General features: G+C 61.1%; 18 protein-coding genes. 17 read left to right on the top strand and 1 reads right to left on the bottom strand.

The genetic code is table 11. The features are described from left to right. The first annotated feature begins 36 nt into the window (after positions 1-36). Positions 37-2631, top strand: a complete 2595-nt coding sequence (locus I2G40_RS01195) for a DNA topoisomerase I (protein ID WP_195543917.1) — start codon at positions 37-39, stop codon at positions 2629-2631. 141 nt (positions 2632-2772) lie between these two features. On the opposite strand, the gene I2G40_RS01200 is transcribed toward I2G40_RS01195, so the two are convergent. After that, the gene (locus tag I2G40_RS01200) at positions 2773-3756 is read right to left on the bottom strand and encodes a zinc-ribbon domain-containing protein (protein WP_195543918.1); all 984 of its coding nucleotides are present in this window, start codon (positions 3754-3756) and stop codon (positions 2773-2775) included. A gap of 241 nt (positions 3757-3997) precedes the next feature. On the opposite strand from I2G40_RS01200, the gene tmk reads away from it, so the two are divergent. The 16 genes from tmk to nagA all read left to right on the top strand — a co-directional run bounded on the left by tmk (position 3998) and on the right by nagA (position 22164). Next, a complete protein-coding gene (tmk, locus tag I2G40_RS01205; protein ID WP_195543919.1) occupies positions 3998-4681 on the top strand; it encodes a dTMP kinase in 684 nt (227 codons plus the stop codon). 1 nt (position 4682) lies between these two features. Further along, complete coding sequence (locus I2G40_RS01210; protein ID WP_195543920.1) at positions 4683-5810, top strand: DNA polymerase III subunit; 1128 nt, start codon at positions 4683-4685, stop codon at positions 5808-5810. Further along, positions 5801-7501, top strand: a complete 1701-nt coding sequence (locus tag I2G40_RS01215; protein WP_195543921.1) for a PSP1 domain-containing protein — start codon at positions 5801-5803, stop codon at positions 7499-7501. Before I2G40_RS01210 ends, I2G40_RS01215 begins: the two co-directional genes overlap by 10 nt. A 102-nt stretch (positions 7502-7603) precedes the next feature. Then, positions 7604-8410, top strand: a complete 807-nt coding sequence (locus tag I2G40_RS01220) for a ComF family protein (protein WP_324252551.1) — start codon at positions 7604-7606, stop codon at positions 8408-8410. Between the two features lie 11 nt (positions 8411-8421). Further along, positions 8422-9531, top strand: coding sequence for a hypothetical protein (locus tag I2G40_RS01225; protein ID WP_195543922.1), 1110 nt, complete (start codon positions 8422-8424; stop codon positions 9529-9531). 732 nt (positions 9532-10263) lie between these two features. After that, on the top strand, positions 10264-11289 hold the full coding sequence (locus I2G40_RS01230) for a substrate-binding periplasmic protein (protein ID WP_229090602.1): 1026 nt from the start codon (positions 10264-10266) through the stop codon (positions 11287-11289). Positions 11290-11606: 317 nt separating this feature from the next. Next, complete coding sequence (hpf, locus tag I2G40_RS01235) at positions 11607-12191, top strand: ribosome hibernation-promoting factor, HPF/YfiA family (RefSeq protein WP_035137685.1); 585 nt, start codon at positions 11607-11609, stop codon at positions 12189-12191. Positions 12192-12270: 79 nt separating this feature from the next. Then, positions 12271-13224: a DegV family protein gene (locus I2G40_RS01240; RefSeq protein ID WP_195543924.1), complete on the top strand. Its 954-nt coding sequence runs from the start codon at positions 12271-12273 to the stop codon at positions 13222-13224. A 98-nt stretch (positions 13225-13322) separates the two neighbouring features. Continuing rightward, positions 13323-14402, top strand: coding sequence for an NAD(P)-dependent oxidoreductase (locus I2G40_RS01245; RefSeq protein ID WP_195543925.1), 1080 nt, complete (start codon positions 13323-13325; stop codon positions 14400-14402). A gap of 5 nt (positions 14403-14407) precedes the next feature. Then, entirely contained in the window at positions 14408-14836 is a 429-nt protein-coding gene (locus tag I2G40_RS01250) for a hypothetical protein (protein WP_055310425.1), read from the top strand. A gap of 15 nt (positions 14837-14851) precedes the next feature. Continuing rightward, positions 14852-15550, top strand: coding sequence for a hypothetical protein (locus tag I2G40_RS01255; protein WP_138113325.1), 699 nt, complete (start codon positions 14852-14854; stop codon positions 15548-15550). A 6-nt stretch (positions 15551-15556) separates the two neighbouring features. Next, complete coding sequence (locus I2G40_RS01260; RefSeq protein WP_195543926.1) at positions 15557-16642, top strand: isocitrate/isopropylmalate dehydrogenase family protein; 1086 nt, start codon at positions 15557-15559, stop codon at positions 16640-16642. A gap of 126 nt (positions 16643-16768) precedes the next feature. Then, positions 16769-17863: a hypothetical protein gene (locus I2G40_RS01265; protein WP_195543927.1), complete on the top strand. Its 1095-nt coding sequence runs from the start codon at positions 16769-16771 to the stop codon at positions 17861-17863. A gap of 533 nt (positions 17864-18396) precedes the next feature. After that, positions 18397-19887, top strand: a complete 1491-nt coding sequence (locus tag I2G40_RS01270) for a PTS transporter subunit EIIC (RefSeq protein ID WP_195543928.1) — start codon at positions 18397-18399, stop codon at positions 19885-19887. Between the two features lie 232 nt (positions 19888-20119). Next, complete coding sequence (locus tag I2G40_RS01275; RefSeq protein WP_195543929.1) at positions 20120-20851, top strand: GntR family transcriptional regulator; 732 nt, start codon at positions 20120-20122, stop codon at positions 20849-20851. Positions 20852-20994: 143 nt separating this feature from the next. Then, a complete protein-coding gene (gene nagA / locus I2G40_RS01280) occupies positions 20995-22164 on the top strand; it encodes an N-acetylglucosamine-6-phosphate deacetylase (RefSeq protein ID WP_195543930.1) in 1170 nt (389 codons plus the stop codon). Positions 22165-22308 lie beyond the last annotated feature (144 nt).

Consider the following 22308-nt stretch of genomic DNA (forward strand, 5'->3'; position numbering starts at 1 on the left):
GGGCGTAGCCGTAGAGATACGAGATAGGAGCCTCTTTTGAAGCTCATCATCGCCGAGAAAAACGACGCCGCGCGTCAGATCGCCGAGCGGCTGTCCACGGGTAAGCCTAAAAAGGACAAGGTGTACAACACCGCCATCTACCGTTTTGAGTGGAAGGGCGAGGAGTGCGTGACGATCGGTCTTGCCGGTCACATCCTTGCGCCCGATTTTTGCGACAGCGTGCTGTTCGATAAAAAGCTGGGCTGGTATTCGGTCACCGAGGACGGCGAGATGCTGCCGGCCGACATGCCCGATGGCCTGGCTCGTCCGCCTTACGACACCAAGCGTAAGCCGTTCCTTGCCGATGGCATCTCCATCAAGGGCTGGAAGCTCGAGAGTCTGCCCTATCTCACCTGGGCACCCGTCATTAAGCTGCCGGCCGAGAAAGAGCTCATTCGCTCGCTCAAGAACCTTGCCAAGAAGTCCGACAGCGTCATCATCGCTACGGACTTCGACCGCGAGGGCGAGCTGATCGGTTCGGACGCCCTCAACAAGGTGCGCGAGGTGGCGCCGGACTTGCCGGTTGCCCGCGCCCAGTATTCTTCGTTTACCAAGGCCGAGATCACGCAGGCCTTCGATAATCTCGTCTCGCTCGACCAGAACCTGGCCGACGCAGGCGAGAGCCGTCAGCACATCGACCTCATTTGGGGTGCGGTGCTGACGCGCTACCTGACGCTCGCCAAGTTTGGCGGCTTTGGTAACGTGCGCTCCGCCGGCCGCGTGCAGACGCCGACGCTTGCCCTGGTGGTCGAGCGCGAGCGCGAGCGCATGGCGTTTGTGCCCGAGGACTATTGGCAGATTCGCGGCATGGGTGCCGCGCAGGGCGCTGCCGAGGACGATCGCTTTAAGATCGCGCACAAGACGGCGCGCTTTACCGACAAGGATGCTGCTGAGACGGCGTACGGCCATGTTGACGGCGTCGCGACGGCAACCGTCGCCGCGGTGACCAAGCGCTCGCGCAAGCAGCAGCCGCCCACGCCGTTTGCGACCACCTCGCTGCAGGCTGCCGCCGCGGCCGAGGGCATCTCGCCTGCGCGTACCATGCGCATCGCTGAGTCCCTCTACATGGCCGGTCTCATCAGCTACCCGCGTGTCGACAATACCGTGTACCCCGCGACGCTCGATCTGGGCGCCGTGGTGAGCGACCTGGCAAAGATCAACCCGGCGCTGGCGCCCGTATGCAAAAAGGTGCTTGCCGGCCCCATGAAGCCTACGCGCGGCAAAGTCGAGACCACCGACCACCCGCCTATCTATCCCACGGGCGAGGGCGATCCGTCCACGCTCGACGGCGGCCAGCGCAAGCTCTACGACCTCATCGCCCGCCGCTTCCTGGCGACGCTCATGGGTCCCGCGACCATCGAGAACACCAAGCTCGAGCTCGATGTGAACGGTGAGCCGTTCGTGGCTTCGGGCGATGTGCTCGTGACCCCGGGTTTCCGCGAGGCCTACCCGTATGGCCTTAAACGCGACGAGCAGATGCCGCCGCTTGAGCAGGGCGATACGGTCGACGTATTCGACATTAAGCTCGAGGCCAAGCAGACCGAGCCGCCCGCGCGCTACAGCCAGGGCAAGCTCGTGCAGGAGATGGAGAAGCGCGGCCTGGGCACCAAGTCCACGCGCGCGAGCATCATCGAGCGCCTGTACGCCGTGCGCTATCTCAAAAATGATCCCGTTGAGCCGAGCCAGCTGGGTATCGCCATCATCGATGCGCTGTCGCAGTTTGCCCCGCGCATCACGAGCCCCGATATGACCAGCGAGCTCGACGGCGACATGACCCGTGTGGAGCGCGGCGAGGATACCGAAGAGCATGTCGTGATGCACTCGCGCGCGCTGCTGGCTGGCGTGCTCGACGAGCTGCTCAAGCACACGCAGGAGCTGGGCGACGCCATCAGCGACGCCGTCACGGCCGATGCGCGCGTGGGAGCTTGCCCCAAGTGCGGCAAGGACCTGGTTATGAAGACGAGCGCCAAGACCCGTGGCAGCTTCATTGGCTGCATGGGCTGGCCCGACTGCGATGTGACCTATCCGGTGCCGAGCGGCGTCAAGGTGAGTCCGCTCGAGGGCGAGGCGGCCGTGTGCCCCGAGTGCGGCGCGCCGCGCATTAAATGCCAGCCGTTCCGTCAGAAGGCTTTCGAGATCTGCGTGAACCCCACGTGCCCCACCAACTACGAGCCCGACCTTAAGGTGGGCGAGTGCAAGGTGTGTGCCGAGGCCGGACGTCATGGCGACCTGATCGCGCACAAGAGTGAGAAGAGCGGCAAGCGCTTTATCCGCTGCACCAACTACGATGACTGCGGCGTGAGCTATCCTCTGCCGGCGCGCGGTAAGCTCGAGGCGACGGGTGAGACCTGCCCCGAGTGCGGCGCCCCCATCGTGGTGGTCAACACGGCGCGCGGCCCGTGGCGTATCTGCGTCAACATGGACTGCCCGACCAAGGAGAAGAAGCCCGCCCGCGGCCGCAAGACCACGACTAAGGCGAGCACGGCCAAGAAGACGACGGCGGCCAAGAAGACGACGGCTAAGAAAGCCACTGCCGCCAAGAAGACGACCGCGAAGAAGTCGACTGCCAAGAAAGTAGCCTCCGACAAGTAACGGCGCGGTCGAAACATTGCCTAAAAAACGAGCGAGGACCCCACGATCCTCGCTCGTTTTTTTGACCGGCAGTTAGGGACGTTCCTTTTCTGCCGGCAGTTTAGGAACGTCCCTAACTGCCGGGTCGGGAACGACAAAGCGCTAGTTCACTTCGACGGGTTTGGCGCCGGGATAGCGCTCCTCAAAGTCTAGGCGATACTTATTGTCATTGGTGCCCGCCACGTTGTCGCGCGACAGCGGCGCCACGATCTCATTCTTGTGGTCCGCAGGCTTGGCGTATTTCAGGCTGATCTCCCAGGCATCACAGATTGCGTCAATGCGGTGATCCAGGTCGTCGTACAGGGCGATGATGTCCTTCCAGGAGCTATAGTTCTTGGAGCTCGTCGGGACGTCTAGGTCCTCGACGATGTCGTAATACTGCTCGATGGTGTCCTCTGTGCGCTCGGCGACGTCGGCGAGATTTTGACGGGTGGTCCGATCCTCTTCCAGATAGCTGCCGTTGAAGTTCTGCGCGCAGCCACGGACGTAGTTGTCGAGGTCTTCGAGCAAGTCGTAGTATTCGCTCAGGCGACGGTAGAGGTTCTGCTCGGAGAGCGTTGCTTCGCCGCCATCCTCGTCGTCATCGTCATCATCGTCGTACAGGCTGTTGGGATCGCCGAGAGGCTTTAGGTCATCGTCGTCGACGTCATGGTGCAGCTTAGCTACCTCGGCAGTCGTCTGCGTGGCGGCGCTGTCGAAAGGCTTGATCACAAAGAAAACGACCAGGGCGATGATGATCGCCACCAGCACAACGATAACGGCGATAAGCGGCCCGGCGCCGCTCTTTTTGGGAGCGGGGGTCTGTGGCGAAGCGGGCGCGTATGCGGGAGCCGGCTGCTGTTGGGGCGAGCCGCTCGCGATGGGTATGCGCTGCGTGGTCTCGACGGCCGCGGGGCTTGCGGCGGGGTCGGGGCGATAGGCGAGGGGGTCGTCCGCCTTGGCTTGCGGCGCATCAAGGGAGCCGGTCTGCTCAAAAGCGGGCTGGCTATCGCTCGCGGTTGTTTGCTCAACGGGTGCACCGCACGAGGTGCAGAACTTGGCATTATCTGCAAGAAGCTTGCCGCACGAGGCGCAATACCGAGACATTGCCACTCCTTTCGCCACATTTCAATGCAATACGACGATTGTACCCAGCGTCCAAAATTCCCCATCATAAGTTGCGGTGAAATAGGGACTGTTTGGCGGTCTCAGAGCTTCAATCAGTCCCTATTTCACCGCAACTTTGGAAAGGCACCTTTAGCCATTGGGGACGCACCGAGCACTGGGGTATCATGGCTTGGTTGATATATATCTGCATTTACGCGCCTTGTAGGAAGGGGCTGCGCCCATGGCTTTTGAGCCCGCTCAACATAGCTTCATTACGCTCGAGGGTGTCGATGGCGCCGGTAAATCTACGCAGGCGCGCCTGCTTGCCCGTGCGCTCGAGCTCGCTGGCTACCAGGTTGTGAGCCTGCGCGAGCCGGGCGGTACCGCCATCAGCGAAAAGATCCGTGCTCTGCTGCTCGACCCTGCCAATACGGCGATGGGCGACACCTGCGAGTTGCTGCTCTACGAGGCGGCACGCGCTCAGTTGGTGCACGAGGTCATCGCGCCCGCCCTTGCTGCCGGCAAGGTGGTCCTGTGCGATCGCTACTACGATTCCACGACCTGCTACCAGGCGTTTGCCGATGGCCTCGATCGTCAGATGGTGCGCGATGCCAACAACCTGGCCGTCGCGGGTACGCACCCGGCGCTCACGCTCGTCTATCACATCACGCCCGAGCAGGCGGCGCTGCGCATGGCAGCCCGTGGCGCGGCAGATCGCATGGAGGCTAAGGGCATGGCCTTCCAAGAGCGTGTCTACCAGGGTTTTTGCGCAATTGCCGCCGAGGAGCCAAACCGCGTAAAGCTCATCGACGCGACCGCGTCCATCGAGGACGTATTCGCACAGACGGTCGAGCAGGTTCGCGCCTACGGCCTCGACATTTCCCAGGATGCCGTCACCGCCGCGCTTGCCCAGGAGGCCGAGTAACATGGCCCCCGCTCAGGCAAGCCTGCTGGCCAAGCTTGACACCCAACAGCGCGTGCGCGACTTTTTGACCAATGCCGTCGCCAGCGGTCGCGCATCGCACGCCTACCTGTTTTTGGGCGCGCCCGGCGCGGGCAAGCTCGACGCCGCGTGGGCGCTCGCCCAAGCCTTCCTGTGCGAGCAGGATGGCTGCGGCTCATGCGATAGCTGCGTGCGCGTCGCCCGCCATACGCACCCCGACGTGCACTATTACACGCCCGAGAGCGCCACGGGCTACCTTATCGCCCAGACACGCGAGCTGCTCGACGACGTGCCCCTGGCGCCCATCCGTGCCAAGGCCAAGGTCTACATCATTGACCGTGCCGAGCAGCTGCGCGCCAACACCGCCAACGCATTGCTCAAAACTCTCGAGGAGCCGCCCGAGGGCGTTATGTTCATCCTGCTGGGCACCTCGGCAGACGTGATGCTGCCCACTATCGTGAGTCGTTGCCAGTGCGTGCCGTTTCGGCTGGTATCGCCCGCCGTCGCCGCGCAGGCCGTGAGCCGCGCCACCGGTCAGGACCCTGCGCGTTGCCGCATGGCCGTCGCCGTGGCGGGAAGCCCCACGCGTGGCATCGAGTTCCTCAAGAGCGCCGAGCGCCAGGACGCCCGCCGTCAGATGGTTCGCGCCATCGATTCGCTTATCGCCGCCGACGAGGCCGACGTGCTCAGCCGCGCCAAGTCACTCATCGTCGCCGTTAAGGCGCCGCTCGCCGAGGTCAAGTCCACACAGGAAAAGGTGCTCGAGCAAAACGCCGACTACCTGTCGCGTGGAGCATTGAAGCAGCTTGAGGACCGCAACAAGCGCGAACTCAACGCGCGCGAGCGTTCGGGTATCATGGAAGCGCTGGCGAGCGCGCGGACGCTCATGCGCGACGTGCTGCTGACGCTTCAGGACAAGGCAGCCGACGTGGTGAACGAAGACGTGCGCGACACGATCGGTCGGCTTGCCGCCGCGACCAATGTTGCGGGTGCCACACGGGCGCTCGAGGCAGTCGCGACCGCCGAGCGCAACATCGCCAGAAACGTTACTCCCCAGCTGGCCATCGAGGTCATGCTGTTCGATATCAGGAAGGCACTGAAATGCCGTTAGTTGTACCCGTTAAGTTTACCTACGCCTCGCGCGACCTGTGGTTCGATCCGCAGGATTTGGATATCCTCGAGGCCGATTATGCCATTTGCTCCACCGAGCGCGGAACCGAGATCGGCCTGGTCACGGCCGATCCCTTTGAGGTGCCGCAAGACGAGATCGGTCAGCCGCTCAAGCCCGTGCTGCGCGTGGCGAGCGACATCGACCTGCAGCTTGCTGACGACCTGGCCATCCAGGGCGACGAGGCCATGGTCGATTTCCGCCGTCTGGTCAAAGAGCTCGACCTCGAGATGAAGCCGGTCGGCGTCGAGTACCTGTTTGGCGGCGAGAAGGCCGTGTTCTACTTTGCCGCCGAGGAGCGTGTCGATTTTCGCCAGCTCGTCAAGGACTTGTCCTCGACGCTGCATATTCGCGTCGACATGCGCCAGATCGGTGTGCGCGACGAGACCCGTCTGGTGGGCGGCTATGCCCAATGCGGACAGGAGCTCTGCTGCACGCGCTTTGGCGGACAGTTTGAGCCCGTTTCGATTCGCATGGCAAAAGAGCAGGACCTGCCGCTCAACTCGTCCAAGATCAGCGGCGTGTGCGGCCGCCTGATGTGCTGCCTGCGTTATGAGTTCGAGGCGTACAAGGACTTTAAGAGCCGTGCGCCCAAAAAGAAGACGCTCATCGATACGCCGCTTGGCAAGGCGCGTATTCAGGAATATGACACGCCGCGTGAGCAGCTGGTGCTGCGCCTGGAGAACGGCAAAGTCTTTAAGGTCAACCTGGCCGATATGACCTGCTCGGAGGGCTGCAAGAAGAAGGCTGCCGAGCAGGGCTGCAATTGCCGCCCCGATTGTGTGACGCGCGATGTGCTCGAGCGCATCGAGTCGCCCGAGATGCGTCTGGCGCTCATGGAGCTCGATCGCGAAAACGGCGTCGATGTGGGCGATGGCCTGTCGAGTGCCGACCGTCTGGCCGGCACGTCGATGCCCAAGCGCCGTCGTCGCGATGCCGAATCCGATGCTCGCGCCGGTCAGGGGCAGGGCGAGGGCCGTGGCCGCGGAAAGGGCCGTGGTAAGGTTGAGGCACCCGAGGCCGAGGAGGCCGCCGGTGGCCGTCGTCGTCGCAAACGCTCGGGTTCGGGCGACGCCGGCGAGGCCGCTCCCGCAGGCAAGAATTCCTCCCGCGAGCGCGAGGCTCAGCAGCCTCAGCAGCAAAACCGCGGCGGTGGCATGAATCCCACGCGCCGTCGCCGCCGCCATTTGTCGAGCGAGGAGCGCGAGGACGCCTTCCGCGCCGCAGCCGCTCGCGAAGCCGGTGCCGCCCCCAAGGGTGGTTCGGGTTCCGATACACCTGCCGACAAGGGTGGCAAGCAGCGCAACGATGACGAGCGCGCCCCGCGTCCGCGTCGCCGCCATTCCTCGGGCACGCAGCAAAAGCCCTCGGTGCCCTCCGTGGCCGATCAGGTCTCGGATGGCGAGGTCAAGGTCACGCGCCGTCGCCCTGGAGATGGCGGAGGGGCGGCTGCCAAGGCCGCGCGCGGCGCTGCTCGCGACGAACGCGAGTCGCGCGAAGATCGTGGTGGCGAGGGTTCGGCCGACCAGGGCCAGAAGCGCCGTCGCCGTCGTCGTTCCCGCAAGCCGCGTCAAGATGGTGGCGAGGGTTCGACCCAAAACTCGTCCGCACCGCAACCGCCCACCGGCGAATAGCGCCCGCAAACGGATTTAACCCGCCTGGCCCCAAACGCGCCGGGGTACCATAGCGCTGAATCAACGACCCTCCCTGCGACCGAGCGTAGGGAGGGTTGTGTCGTGAAGAGACATTTGAACGTGTTGGGATGCCTGCAAGGTGCCGACATCCTACCGTTTGCGGATGAATTGCTACCGTTTGCCGAGCGGGCGGCGCACGAGGCGCTTGAGGCGTTGTCGCCCACGCGATGCGCCGGCTGCGAGCGCTCCGGCGCGCTTATTTGCCAAGACTGCTTGGCGGCGCTTGCGCTCATCGACCCGCGGCATAGCTGCACTCGATGCGGCGCCCCGTTTGGAGACTTGCTGTGCACCGAGTGCTCGGTCGAGGGTACGTCCTCGGCGATGGCCGAAGCACTCGACCGGTGCCTGGCATGTGCCGTTTACACGCACCCGCTGCCGCGGATCATTAAAGCGTACAAAGACGCGGGCGAGCGACGCCTGGCGCCGTATCTGGCAGAGCTGCTATACGATACCGCCTTACATGCCCAGGTCGCGGCACCCGAACGCTTAGGCGGTGTGTTGTCCGGTGCCGATGCGGTGGTGTTTGTGCCCGCGACGGCGGCGGCGTTTCGGCGACGCGGCTTCGATCATATGGAAGCCATCGCGCGCCCATTTTGCGAGCTGTCGGGTGTTCCGCTGCTCGACGCCCTCGTTAAGTACGGCCATGGCGACCAGCGTGAACTCGGTCGTGAAGAACGCCGTGAACGCGCCCGAGGCATGTACGAGACCGTTGAGGACGTGCGGGGCCGCCGCCTGCTGCTTATCGACGACGTTATCACCACGGGTGCGACGATGGCAGCGGCTTCGGCGGAACTCAAACGCGCCGGTGCCGCGGCCGTTGATGGCCTTGCTATCGCACGCGTTTGGTAGGGGTGATTCGTGTGGCGGTAACAATCAGGCAGTGCAACAAACCGACAAAAGAGCAGCTAGCGGCTTCCGTGATCCTGACGGGCGCCTCGGCGTTGCGTATGATTCGAGCCGAGCGCCGGCAGATGGGCTACATCGGCTGGAAGAACCTTGAGCCCGAGGAGGAGCGCCGCGTGCTGTGCACGTCATCGCCTTCGGCTGAGGATATCTATCTTCCCGACCTGGTGCGAATTGGAGCCAAAAGCGGCGAGGTGCAAGAAGATCTGTGCTTGCTGGTGGGATCTGCGGCGCAGCGCCGACGCATGTCTGGCGTGGGCTGGTCCGTGTGTTCCGGGTTGCCTGCCGGCTCGATTCTAGAGGTGGAACCGGGGGTGTACAGCCTATCTCCCGAGGCCCTTTGTGTTGCCGTCGTCCGCGAGGTCGGCTGTATCCAGGCGTTTGCCCTGGCCCAGGAACTGTGTTCCAAGATTTCACTGAGCGATCGCGGGAAGTATCTACCTCCCTATACCTCGCCTGTTGCGAATAGACTTGCAAAGGACAAGGACCAACCGGCAGACGTGGGCTATTTTGAAGTCGAGCCGGTGCTGACGCCCGATCGCCTGGCAGATTACCTTGCGGCATGCAAGGGGAATGTGGCCAAACAGCTGCTGCGCCTGTGTCCCTACCTGTCAGAAAACCTGCGCTCACCCATGGAGTGCATCATGCTCGCTCTGTTTTCGCTTCCGTTTTCCTATGGCGGATTTGCCTGCGGTCCCTTTAAGACCGACTACAAGATCGAGTTCGATGACCGCGCGCAGGCAATCTCGGGGATGCCGCATGCAGTTTGCGATGCGTATCAGGAAACAGCCCGGTTTGACCTGGAATACAACGGTGAGCTGGGTCATTCTTCTCGGAAGGGACGTATCCATGATGAAAAACGCAACACGGGCTTGATTACTATGGGAATCGAGGTCGCGACGGTCAATAACGAGATGCTCTGCGACATGGAGGCAATGGAGGCGCTCGCATGGCGCATGCACCAGCGTATGCGAAAGCGGTACCGGAATCGTGTCGATGCCCGCAGGAAAAAGCAAGAGGCGCTGCTTAACACGCTGCGGGCGTGTTTTGGGCTTAAACCTGCCTAACAATGCTCTGAAACAGGGGGTTGGATATATGCTCTGGCCAAAATATAGCAAATATGAGTACTGCTACAAATTCAGTAACAGCAAAATCAGGGATTTTGGGACTGGAAGATGGGGTAAATTAGAAAGTTATTAAACAAATGTGGAATATCCTGGCATCAATCTGACGTTATAGAGCGTGAAAACAGCTTGCAGAGCCAAAAACTCCTGCTACTAAATTGGTAACAGTACTCATATTTGCTATTTTTTGGCCACGGCGCCCTAAGACGGGTGTGTTGGGGCTTTCCATAGGGGAGCGACGGGCTCAATCAGAGCGCGTGCGGCCCGTCCTGACCTGCGAAATCTGTACTCGCGATGCGAATAACGCCCCTAACCTTAAACTTTAGCTTGAACTTAGCTATAATGCGCTTCGTTCCTACCAGGCTGTGGTTGCGGACGGACGAAATGCCCGTCCTAGTCCAAGACAGACGCGGTCAAAGGGATCCACGTAAGCGACCGCGTGCGCGCGGCGCGATCATGGCGCGTCCTAGATGTAAGCCGCACCGTCCGTTCTACTTTCTTTGGGGCAATACCGCCTCGCGGGCGAGCGGGTCAGTCGTGAAGGTGGCTGCGGCCTCCCGAGCAAACACCCCGGTGCGCAAGTGTGGGGTCAAATACCAGGTCAGCTGGTGGGAACAATCTGATATTCCGCGCAACGCACGGATCGTATACGACACAGAAGGCAGGGTAGTGGACATGGTGAGGGGCAGCTTGATGCACGCGGCTCGGTTAGGTGCTGGGACCGCAGCGGTCATCGCCGTTTTGGGCCTGAGCGGATGCGCGTTCAACCCGCTGTCTACGTTCACGACTCCCACGATCGACCAGATCGAGTACGAGACCGTCACGCCGGCGGTGTCGGACGATGCCCTGGTCACTCCCGGAACCCTGACGGTCGCCCTCGATACTTCCGATGCGCCGCAGGCCATGCAGGACGCCGACGGCGAGCTCACGGGGTATGCGGTTGACGCCGCCCGCGCCCTCGCAAGCCGCATGGGCCTTAAGGTCTCCTTTGTCGATGCGTCTTCGGCAGGTTCCGCGCTCGGCGACAAAAAGGCCGATATCTTTATCGGCGAGATTAACTCCACGGACGGGGACATTAGCTCGCTCGGCACCTGCCTGTACGATGCCACTTCCGTGTTCGGTAAAACTAGCGATGGTGGGTCGCTAAGCGTTTCCACCGATACCCTTGACACGTCCACCCTGGGCGTTCAGATGTCCTCGGCCTCGCAGGAGGCGCTTGCTAAGCAGAGCATCACCGCCAACCAAAAGACCTACTCCAACATCAACGAGTGCTTTGAGGCGCTCGAGTCCGGCGAGGTCGACTATGTGATCTGCGACTCCACGGCCGGCGGCTACCTTGCACGCCTGATGAGCGAGGTCTCCTATGTCGGTGCGCTCGAGGCGCCCTCGACGCTTGGTGTTGCGGGCGCCTCGTCCAATGACGAACTGTGCCGTGCCGTGAGCGACGCCCTCGACGACATCACGGTCGACGGTACGCTCGAGGCAGTCCACTGCGTCTGGTATGGCACGATGCCCTACGACCTCACCACTAAGACGGTTTCGGGCGCTAGCGTGCAGCCGGGTGACTCTGAGTCCAGTGAGACCATGTCCTCCGGCAGCGAGTCCTCCGATTCCAACAATGAGACCGCATCCTCCGAGGACAACTCGTCCAGCCAGGAAGGCACCATCACCGACGACGACATTAACAAACTCAATAGCTAGTTATTGCTAGGGGTGGTGTCTCCTATACGTTGGAAAGGACACTTCTTCACGGTTTCAACACGCACTGCCGGGCTTCTCCAATAGGGGAGTCCGGCTTTTTCATCCCTATAAAACCAGCAGGTCAAAGCTAATTTTCGGGACCAAATACAAATCTGTCGGCTCCCTCCTATAGCGAACTTTGCCACAGAAAAGTGCGAGACTTCGGTATGCGGTATCAAGCAATCGTTATTCGGGTCTTTAGGAATCCGCGTGATTAAATACACGGCAATGGGTACATAGCCAGTACGGTAAGTCCCCGAGGCAGATTGGAGCCACGTATGGATATCAAGGTTTCTGGACGCAAGACGACGGTAACCGATGCTCTGCGTGCGCATGTGGATGAGAAGATCGGCGAGGCGCTCAAGGTTTTCGATATCGAGCCCATGACGGTCGACGTTGTACTTCGCTATGAGAAGAACCCCTCGAACCCCAACCCGGCAATCGTCGAGGTCACGGTTCGTGCCCGCGGTTCGGTGATTCGCGTTGCCGAGCACGGTGCAGATATGTACGCCGCCATCGACCTCTCCGCCGATAAGGTCACCCGCCAGCTGCGCAAGTTCAAGACCAAGGTCGTGGACAACCGCCAGGGCGGTGCCAGCGCCGCGGATGTCGCGCCGGTCGAGCGCGTCGAGGATCTGGCCGACCTGCTGCTGCCCGAGGAGGAGGACGACCTGCTCGTCCGCGAGAAGGTTATCGACGTCACCCCGATGACTGAGGAGCAGGCGCTGGTGCAGACCGATCTGCTCGGCCACGACTTCTACGTGTTCGAGAACGCGACGACCGGCCTTATCAATGTGGTGTATCACCGTAAGAATGGTGGATATGGCATCATCAAGCCCCGCATCGAAACACTTGACGAGTAAAATACGTTAACTTGCATGAGTTAACGGTTGGCGGCCATCCCATGCGGGTGGCCGCCTTTTTACGTAAGGAGTCGCTTTGATGGACAAGGCCGCATCTACCGGCCATTCTGACCGCTGCCGCATCGTCGTCGATACCTGCTGCGACTTTAGCCCCGAGGTCGCCGCGAACCTCGATGTCGATATCTTGGGCTTCCCCTTCATTATCGATGGCGAGGAACGCACGGATGACATCTGGTCGAGCATCACACCCAAGGAGTTCTACGACCGCATGCGCGCCGGTGCCCGCGTGTCCACCTCGGCTGTGTCGCTCGGTCGCTATATCGAGTTCTTTACCGAGTGCGCCAAAGAGGGTACGCCTACGGTCTACCTGTGCTTTACCTCGGCGCTGTCGTCGAGCTACAACTCCGCGTGCCAGGCGGCGAACGCCGTGCGCGCCGAGTATCCCGATTTTGAGCTGTACGTGGTCGACAACGCTCTGCCCTGCGCGACCGGCGCGCTCTTGGCGCTCGAGGCCGTGCGTCAGCGTTCGGCGGGACTGACCGCCAAGCAGCTGGTCGATTGGGCAAACGAGGCAAAGACCTACGTCCACGGCTACTTTACGCTCGAGAGCTTCGACGCACTGGCTGCCGGCGGCCGCATTCCGCCCGCGGCGGCGCAGCTCACGGCAAAGCTCGACGTCAAGCCCGAGCTCTCCTACGACCTTGCCGGCTCGCTGTCGCTGATCGGCGTCAACCGCGGCCGCAAGAAGGCGCTCAAGTCCATCCTCAAGTCGTTCCGCGAGAACTACGTGCCCGACCGCACCATGCCCATCGCCATCATGACGGCCGATGCCGAGAAGGACGGTGATTGGCTCGAGGCCGCCATCCGCAAGGAGGAAGGCTGCGCCGACGTCACCATCATCCGTAGTTCCGTCGGTCCCACCATTGGCTCGCACGTGGGCCCCGGCATGGTGGCCTGCGCGTTTTGGGGCAAGAATCGCGCCGAGAAAGCCTCGCTTTCCGACCGCATCGCGCGCCGTGTGCGCGGTGAGTAGACAGGCGCTGCGGCTGCAAGTGCCCTCAAGTCACGGCCGAAACGCTGGCACTGAGTATTCAACCTGGTAACAACACCCAACCCAAAAGGAAAGGTTTCATGGCAAACAAGCTCTCCGTCGCATTCATCGGCACCGGAATCATGGGTGCCCCCATCGCCGGCCACATTCTGGACGCCGGCTATCCCGTCACGGTCAACAACCGCACCAAGTCCAAGGCCGCCACGCTTATCGAGCGTGGCGCCGTCTGGGCCGATACGCCGGCGGATGCCGCAGCGAATGCCGACGTCGTCTTTACCATGGTGGGCTATCCCTCCGAGGTCGAGGAACTCTACCTGGCGGGCGACGGACTGCTCGCGTGCACTAAGCCGGGCGCGGTCTTGATCGACCTCACCACGAGCTCGCCCGAGCTCGCCCGTGACATTGCCGAGGCCGCCCAGGTTTCTGGTCGCATGGCGTTTGACTGCCCCGTCACCGGCGGCGAGTCGGGCGCTATCGCCGGTACGCTCACGGCTATCGTGGGCGCCACCGAGAACGACATTGCCCCGGTTCGCGATATCCTTTCCACCTTTGCGGCCAACATCTGCTGCTTCGATGGCGCCGGCAAGGGCCAGGCTGCCAAGCTCGCCAACCAGGTGTCGCTGGGCGCCTGCATGGTCGGCATGGCAGACGCCATGGCATTTGCCGAGCTGAGCGGCCTTGATCTGGAGAAGACTCGCGAGATGATCCTGGGCGGCACCGGTAAGTCCGGCGCCATGGAGAGCCTGGCGCCCAAGGCGCTCGACGGCGACTACAAGCCCGGCTTTATGGTCGAGCACTTCATTAAGGACCTACGCTTGGCGCTCGCTTATGCCGACGACCGCGAGCTCGCGCTGCCCGGCGCCGACGTCGCCTTTACGCTCTATGACATGCTCGACGCCATTGGTGGCGCCAAGCTGGGCACCCAGGCCATCACGGTCCTCTATAAGGAGGAGGCCGACGCCATCGCCGCCGGTCTGGACTGGTCGCAGTATCGTCCCGAGGAGCACGGTGCCCACGAGGACGGCTGCGGTTGCGGCGAGCATGGTGACGACCACGAGTGCGGTTGCGGCCACCATCACGGCGAGGACCACGAGTGCTGCGGCGGCCACGGCCACGATGACGGCCACGAGTGCTGCTGCGGCCATCATCACGAGGAGTAGCGCCCATGAGCTGGACGTTCGTGGTGCTTGCGCTGGTGCTCTTTCTCTTTGCGATTTACATCGGCTTTTTGTGCGGCCAGTGGGCGTGCGAAAAGCGCGTCATCACCAAGCGCGACTACTGGATTGCCAACTTTGCGGGAGCGGCGGCAGTCGTCCTGCTGACCTGGGTGTTTTCGCTGTTCCCGCTGGTGCAGTTTGCGCCGATCGGCTGGCTCGGCGGCTTTATCGCCGGCCTTAAGATGAGCTTTGGCGAGTCCGTCGGTCCGTGGCGCAAGCACGACGAGGTCTTTAACGTCAACAAGGCTCACCGCGCCGCCGCCGACGCGGGCGATGCCGAGGAGCGCCGCCGTGCGCGTCGCAACGGCGCGGCCGACCGACAGCTCATCTCGGTCACCGATGACAGCAAGGGTGCTGGCAAGCACGCTAAGAAATAGTAAGAAGAGGTAACTATGGCAGAAAACAAGGAAGAACAGCTCACCGACGAGGAGCTGGCACAGCTTCAGCTGGCAGAGGAGAACGAGAACGCCGTCGACCGTCTGGTCAAGGAGCTCGGCTGCCCCACGCGCCGCATCCGTCAGTTTGCCGCCCGCGTGCTGCACCTGCTTGCCGAGCGCGATCCGCAGCGCGTCGTGCCCTGCGTGCCCGCGCTGATCGAGGCACTCGACCGCCCCGAGGCTCAGACCCGCTGGGAGGCTCTCGATGCCTTAGCGGCGCTCGCCACTACCTGCCCCGAGCAGCTGGGTGATGCCTTTGAGGGCGCCGAGACCGCGCTGTTCGACGAGATTTCCTCCACGCTGCGCTATGCCGCCTTCCGCCTGCTGTGCGTGTGGGGCGCCACGAGCGTCGAGCGTTCGCGCGAGGCTTGGCCCATTCTGGACGAGGCCATCCAGTGCTACCACGGCGACCTCGAGTATCGCGACATGCTCGGTTGCCTGTACGAGTTTGGCCAGGGCGAGATCGACGCCGAGGTCGCCGAGAAGCTTGCGCTGCGCCTTAAGTTCGATGCCGAGAACGGCAAGGGCAGCTATCTCAAGGCCCGTTCGAGCGAGATTTGCGAAATGCTTGTTAAACGTTTTGGCCTGGATCTCTCCAAAAAGAAGAAGCGTGCTAGCGTTAAAAAATCTGAGGCTGCCGAAGACGAGGAGTAACAGATTATGGCGCACGATGTAGTCCTGATTCCCGGTGACGGTATCGGTCCCGAGATTACGCAGGCCATGCACCGCGTGGTCGAGGCCACCGGTGTCCAGATCAATTGGAACGTCCAAGAGGCCGGTGCCGGCGTCGTGGACGAGTTTGGCACGCCGCTGCCCCAACACGTGCTCGATGCGGTCGCCGAGACCAAGGTTGCCATCAAGGGTCCCATCACCACGCCGGTCGGCACGGGTTTCCGCAGCGTTAACGTCGCCCTGCGCAAGTACTTCGACCTGTACGCCTGCGTGCGCCCCTGCCTGTCGCAGCCGGGCGACGGCTCGCGCTTCCGCGACGTCGACCTGGTCATCGTGCGTGAGAACACCGAGGACCTCTACGCCGGCATCGAGTTCGATGAGGGCGCTGCCGAGGTCGAGGAGCTCTCGCAGCTCGTCGAGCGCTCGGGCCAGAAGACCTTCGCCGCGGATTCCGCGATCTCAATCAAGCCCATCTCCATCGCCAAGAGCCGCCGTATTGTGGAGTACGCCTTTGATTACGCCCGCCGCTGCGGCCGCAAAAAGGTGACGGCCGTGCATAAGGCCAACATCATGAAGGCGACCGACGGCCTGTTCCTGCGCGTTGCGCGCGAGGTGGCCGCCAACTATCCCGATATCGAGTTCAACGACAAGATTGTCGACGCCACCTGCATGGGCCTGGTCCAGAACCCCAACGACTTCGATGTCCTGGTGCTGCCCAACCTGTACGGCGACATCGTGAGCGACCTGTGCGCCGGCCTGGTGGGCGGTCTGGGCATGGCTCCCGGCTCCAACATCGGTGCCGACTGCGCCATCTTCGAGGCAACGCACGGCTCCGCGCCCGATATCGCGGGCAAGGATATCGCCAACCCCACGGCCGAGATCCTCTCTGCTGCGATGATGCTCGATCACCTGGGCGAGAACGACGCTGCCAATCGCATTCGTGCCGCCGTATCTGCCACGCTCGACGAGGGCGAGCAGGTTACCGGTGACGTGCGTCGTGCCCAGACCGGCTCCGTCGAGGGCGCTGTGGGCACGCAGACCTTTGCCGATGCCGTTATCGCGCACCTGGCCTAAGGTATGCACACTGCAAACGCCTAAATAGTACTTAAGTGTTTGCGTATAACCTAAGAATCAATACGCCCGGCGCTCTGTCGGGCGTATTCTATTGAGGACTATGTTTCCTAACAAGGAGTAGCTGATATGGGTCTGATTCAAAAGAAGGACGAGAAGGACGAGATCGACGGCATCCAGATCATCGAGCGCGGCGAAGGCCCCGATGGTGATGAGGAGGAGGAGATCGATCTGGTCGCCGGTACGTCTGCCGAACATATTGCCGCCGGTACGACGGCCGAGGAGGAGGACGCTCGCCTGGAGGCAAAGATCGCCGCGGACGCCGCCGACGAGAACCTCATGCCCGAGGAGCAGGACGAGGACGACGATATCCTGGGTTCCGACGAAGACGACCGCGCATCCAAGCACAAGAAGACGATGATTGCCGCCTTCGTGGTCGCCGTCGTGATTGCTGCCGTGGTCGGCTTCTTTATCGGCAACGGTGGTTTTGGCGGCAAAGGCGTCGGCTCGGCGACCCTCACCGAGGACCAGCTCGATTCGACCGTGGCAAGCTATAGCTACAACGGCAAGAAGAGCGACATCACCGCGCGTGAGGCCATCGAGAGCCAGTACAGCCTCGACACCGTCAAGGACGATGACGGCAACTACACCGCTCCGTCTGCCGACGTTATCCTGTCCTACGTGCGCAACCAGATTCTGCTGGACGCTGCCGAGGACGAGGGCATTACCGTCTCTTCCAAGGAAATGAAGCAGTACGCCGAGGATTCCATCGGCACCTCCGACTACAAGACCATGGCCACGCAGTATGGCGTGTCCAAGGATCAGGCCAAGCAGATCGTCCGCCAGTCCGCGACGCTGCAGAAGCTCTACAAGAAGAAGGTTGGCGATAGCTCCGCAAGCATGCCGACCGCCCCGACCGAGCCTGCTGACGGCAACGAGGAGACCGCGAGCAAGGACTACGCCGACTACATCATCAACCTTGCCGGCGACGAGTGGGATAGCGAGAAGGGCACTTGGAAGGACGCCGATAGCACCTATGCCAAGGCCTTCGCTGACGATGCCTTTACGGCCGATAGCGCTACCTATAAGCAGGCCATGACCGCCTATTACACCGCCTACCAGCAGTATTCCTCGCAGGCTTCGAGCGCCAGCTCCAAGTGGACCGAGTACGCCAACGGCCTCTACGCCAAGGCCAATATCAGCATCTACGGCCTGTTTGCGTAAAGATTGCCTGAGCCTTCGAGTACGAAGCCGAAATATCTGATGAAGCCCCCTAGAACGGAATCGTTCTAGGGGGCTTTTTGCGTTGTAGGGAAGGGCGGGGAAGAGGGTGGTAGGGGAGAGGTTATATACAAATTCTTGGAGACTTTATTCATGTAAAGTGAAAACGATTTCGGCCAAACTGGTAGTAACAATGTGGTACCACTATTCATCTGGTAGTAACCACTTTTGAGATGAAATCGAATGGAAATTGCTAAGAATTAGTTTGGTAATGAAAGAAACGCAGCACATCTACCTGCATAAATTACCGTTTATGGGCCAAAAAATAACCGTTTGGCAACGAAATAGTAATTTGAACGGAATGTGGTGGACGTTTGAATTGAGTGTGTGCTCCCGTACATACCAGCAACCCCAAATAGGGACTGGGTTGTCTAAGTTTGCGCACCAATGCCGGCAAGCGGAGAAGCCGGTATGCATAAGGCGCGGACATGGAACTCGTTGGTGAACAACGAAAGAAAGGTTGGAGGAGATACCATATGATGAAGTACCTCCAGAAGCTCGGCAAAGCGCTGATGCTTCCCGTCGCGGCGCTTCCCGTCGCAGGTATTCTTATGGGTGTGGGCTACCTGCTCGCTCCCGCAGTCATGGGTGCTGCCGGTGACACTACCGGTTTTGCCTATACCGCCGGTTTCCTGCTCATCAAGGCAGGCGGCGCTCTTATCGATAACATGGCCTGGCTGTTCGCAGTCGGCGCCGCTGTCGGCCTTGCCGACGATCACGATGGCACCGCTGGCCTCGCTGGCCTCGTCGCCTTCCTGATGATTCAGCAGCTCCTGAACCCCGCTGTTGTTGGCACCATTCGTGGTATGGACGCCGATGCTCAGACCGCTTGGCTTGCCACGACCGAGGGCATCGCGTTCTCCAAGATCGCTGGCAACTCCTTCATCGGTATCCTGTCCGCCGTCATCGGTGGTACTTGCTACAACAAGTTCAAGGACACCCGTCTTCCCGACTGGCTGGCCTTCTTCTCCGGCAAGCGTTGCGTCGCCATCATGACCGCCGTCATCTGCATCGTCGTCTCCGTCGTCCTGCTCTTTGCTTGGCCGCTCATCTTCGGTGCTCTTGTTGCTCTTGGTGAGGGTATCGCCGCCATGGGTGGTATCGGCGCTGGCATCTACGTCTTCCTTAACCGCCTGCTCATCCCGACTGGTCTGCACCACGCTCTGAACAACGTGTTCTGGTTCGACACCATCGGCCTGGGCGATCTGACCCACTTCTGGGCTGGCGAGACCTCCGCTGACGTCAAGTGGAGCCTCGGTATGTACATGTCCGGCTTCTTCCCCTGCATGATGTTCGGTATCCCGGGTGCTGCCCTGGCTATGGTTCAGACCGCTAAGAACAAGAAGGCTGCTATCGGCCTGGTTGTCTCCGCTGCTATCTGCGCCTTCGTCTGCGGCGTCACCGAGCCCTTCGAGTTCGGCTTCATGTTCCTGTGCTTCCCGCTCTACGTCGTGTACGCTGCCCTGTACGGCATCTTCACCATCGTCACCTACTATGTTGGTTTCCGTGCTGGCTTCTGCTTCTCCGCTGGTGCTACCGACCTCCTGTTCTCCGCTAGCCTCCCGGCTGCTGCCAACACCTGGATGATCATCCCGCTGGGCATCGCTGCCTTCCTGGTCTTCTACCTCGTGTTCCGCTTCGCCATCACCAAGTTCAACCTCATGACCCCTGGTCGCGAGGATGAGGATGTCGAGGAGACCTCCGCTTCCGCTGCCGCTGGCGACGACAAGTTCGCCGCCCTGGCCGCTGCTGTTCTCGCTGCCGTCGGTGGCAAGGAGAACGTCAAGACCGTTGACTGCTGCGCTACTCGCCTGCGCTTTGAGCTTGGCGATTCCGAGCTGGTCGACGAGGCCGCCTGCAAGAAGGCCGGCGCTCTGGGCGTCATGAAGATGGACAAGGGTGCTACCCAGGTCATCATCGGCACGCAGGTCCAGGCTGTTGCCGAGGAGCTCAAGAAGCTTCTCTAAGCCTTAAAGACGTATCTGTCTTACAAAGGGTCGTCCCGCTCCGTGGGGGCGGCCCTTTTTGCTACCTCAATACTTGATGCAGTGATGTAATTGGTATTACAGTGTGCAGGCTATCAACCGGCAAACAATATTGAAATATGCTGGTTGACCTGCTGTTATTCCATTAAAACTGCTATAGTACGTGGTGTCTGGTTACAACCAATTTCGAGTCATTTATCCGGCAGGTATCATTATGGCAATGGGAGCGCGCAAACAACCTCTGTACGATCAGCTCGTCGATTTGCTGACCGATAAAATCGATCACGAACTTCGACCCGGCGACTATTTGCCGTCTGAGCGTGACCTGTCGGAACGCTATGGGCTCTCGCGTACGACGGTTCGCCTTGCCCTGCAGGAGCTTGAACGCTTGGGCTTGGTGGTTCGTCAGCGCGGCCGTGGAACCATGGTGTGCGACCGCTCTCTGCAAACGGCAAATCTCACGCAGACCTATAGCTTTACCGAGCAGATGAAGGCGATCGGCCGTGTGCCCAAGACGACGATTCTCGAGTTTACCGAGGTCGAGGCTGACAAGAATATTGCCGTAGAGATGAACGCGCGCCTGGGCGAGCGTCTGTACAAGATCAAGCGCCTGCGTATAGCCGATGGTGTACCGCTGATGATTGAGTGTACATATCTGCCAAGTCGCAAGTTCTTTGCGCTTAAGCGCCCCATGATCGAGAACAAATCGCTGTACGACATGATTGAGCAGGACTTTCACGAGAAAGTTCGCGTGGCAGAGGAAGAATTCTACGCGAGTATCGCCCGCCATTCCGACGCTCGTCTGCTCGAGATTACCGAAGGCGCGCCGGTGCTGGATTTGATTCGTACCACATATGACATGAACAACGAGGTTATCGAGTATACGCGTTCGGTTGCGCGTGCCGACCAGTTTAAGTACAAGGTCTACCACAACCGCGCAGTCTAGAGTTATTGGGTATAAACGGCTTGGCGTGTTTTGCGGCGGGTGCAAATTATACCAAGCGGTAGAAGGCAACGAACAATCGCTCGAATTAACAATGCAGTGGTTTTTGATCCGCCCTAAAATGCACTGCGGGTACGGGAGCATAGATGAGCACGTATGCTATCAAGGCCGACAAGTTCTTTTTGCCGGCGGGGCCGCAGCTGGGCGGCTACCTCATGGTCGAAGACGGCGTCTTTGGCGTTTGGCAGGCCGATGAGCCCGCTTGTGAGATCAAAGATTATTCGGGTACATGGATTGCGCCGGGCATGGTGGACACCCATATCCATGGCTTCTATAACCATGCCACGACCGATAACGATGCCGAGGGCATCAACATCAGCTCGACCGAGCTCGCACGTCGTGGTACCACCAGCTGGCTTCCCACGACCTTTACCGACGGCGTGGAGCAGATTAAGGACGCCTGCGCCGCCATTGCACAGGCGGAAGAAGAGCGTGGACCCGAGTTCTGCGGTGCTCGTATTCAGGGCATCTACCTGGAGGGCCCGTTCTTTACCATGAAGCACGTGGGCGCCCAGAACCCCGCTTATCTGATTGACCCGTCCGAGGAAATTTTTGACGAGTGGCAGGAGGCCGCCGGCGGTCGTATCGTCAAGAGCGCCATGGCGGCCGAGCGCGATGGCGCTGCCGCTTACGCCGCGGCTTTGAGCGCAAAGGGCGTCGTGACCTGCATTGGCCACTCCGATGCCACCTATGATGAGTGCGCCGCCGCCATCAATGCTGGCGCCAGCTGCTTTACGCATACCTACAACGGCCAGCGCGGTCTGCATCACCGTGAGCCCGGTGTCGTCGGGGCCGCTATGACCACGCCCAACACCTATGCCGAGATCATCTGCGACGGCAAACATGTGAACCCCGCTGCTATCAAGGCCCTGCTGCAGGCCAAGGGCTGGCAGCACACGGTGCTGATCACCGACTGCCTGGGTTGCGGCGGCATGCCCGAGGGAAAGTACACCAGCGGTGGCATGGATGTTATTATGAAGGACAACCTTTGCTGGCTTGCCGATGGCTCTGCTATCGCCGGCTCGGTGCTCACGCTCGCGCAGGGCGTCAAGAACATCGTCGACTGGGGTCTTGCGAGCGCCGATATCGCCATTCGCATGGCGACCGAGGTACCCGCGCGTTCTGCTCACGTCGAGGATAAATGTGGCAGCATTATGCCTGGCCGCGATGCCGACTTTGTTGTGTTCAATCCCGACCTTACCCTGGTCGAGACGTATGTGGGTGGCAACAGCGTCGGTAACGCGTTTGCCGAGTAGCCGCCAAAGAAGCGATCCGAGAGGGGATTTAGATGATTTACGGTGCATTGGGCGATATCGAGGAGTACCGCGGAATGCTCAAGGGCCTCGATGTGCTGATTGACTGGCTCGAGGAGAACGACCCGGCGCAGCTCGAGGTCGGCA

Origin of the sequence: Collinsella aerofaciens (genome assembly GCF_015558785.1) — a bacterium.
GTDB classification, from domain to species: Bacteria; Actinomycetota; Coriobacteriia; order Coriobacteriales; family Coriobacteriaceae; genus Collinsella; species Collinsella aerofaciens_P.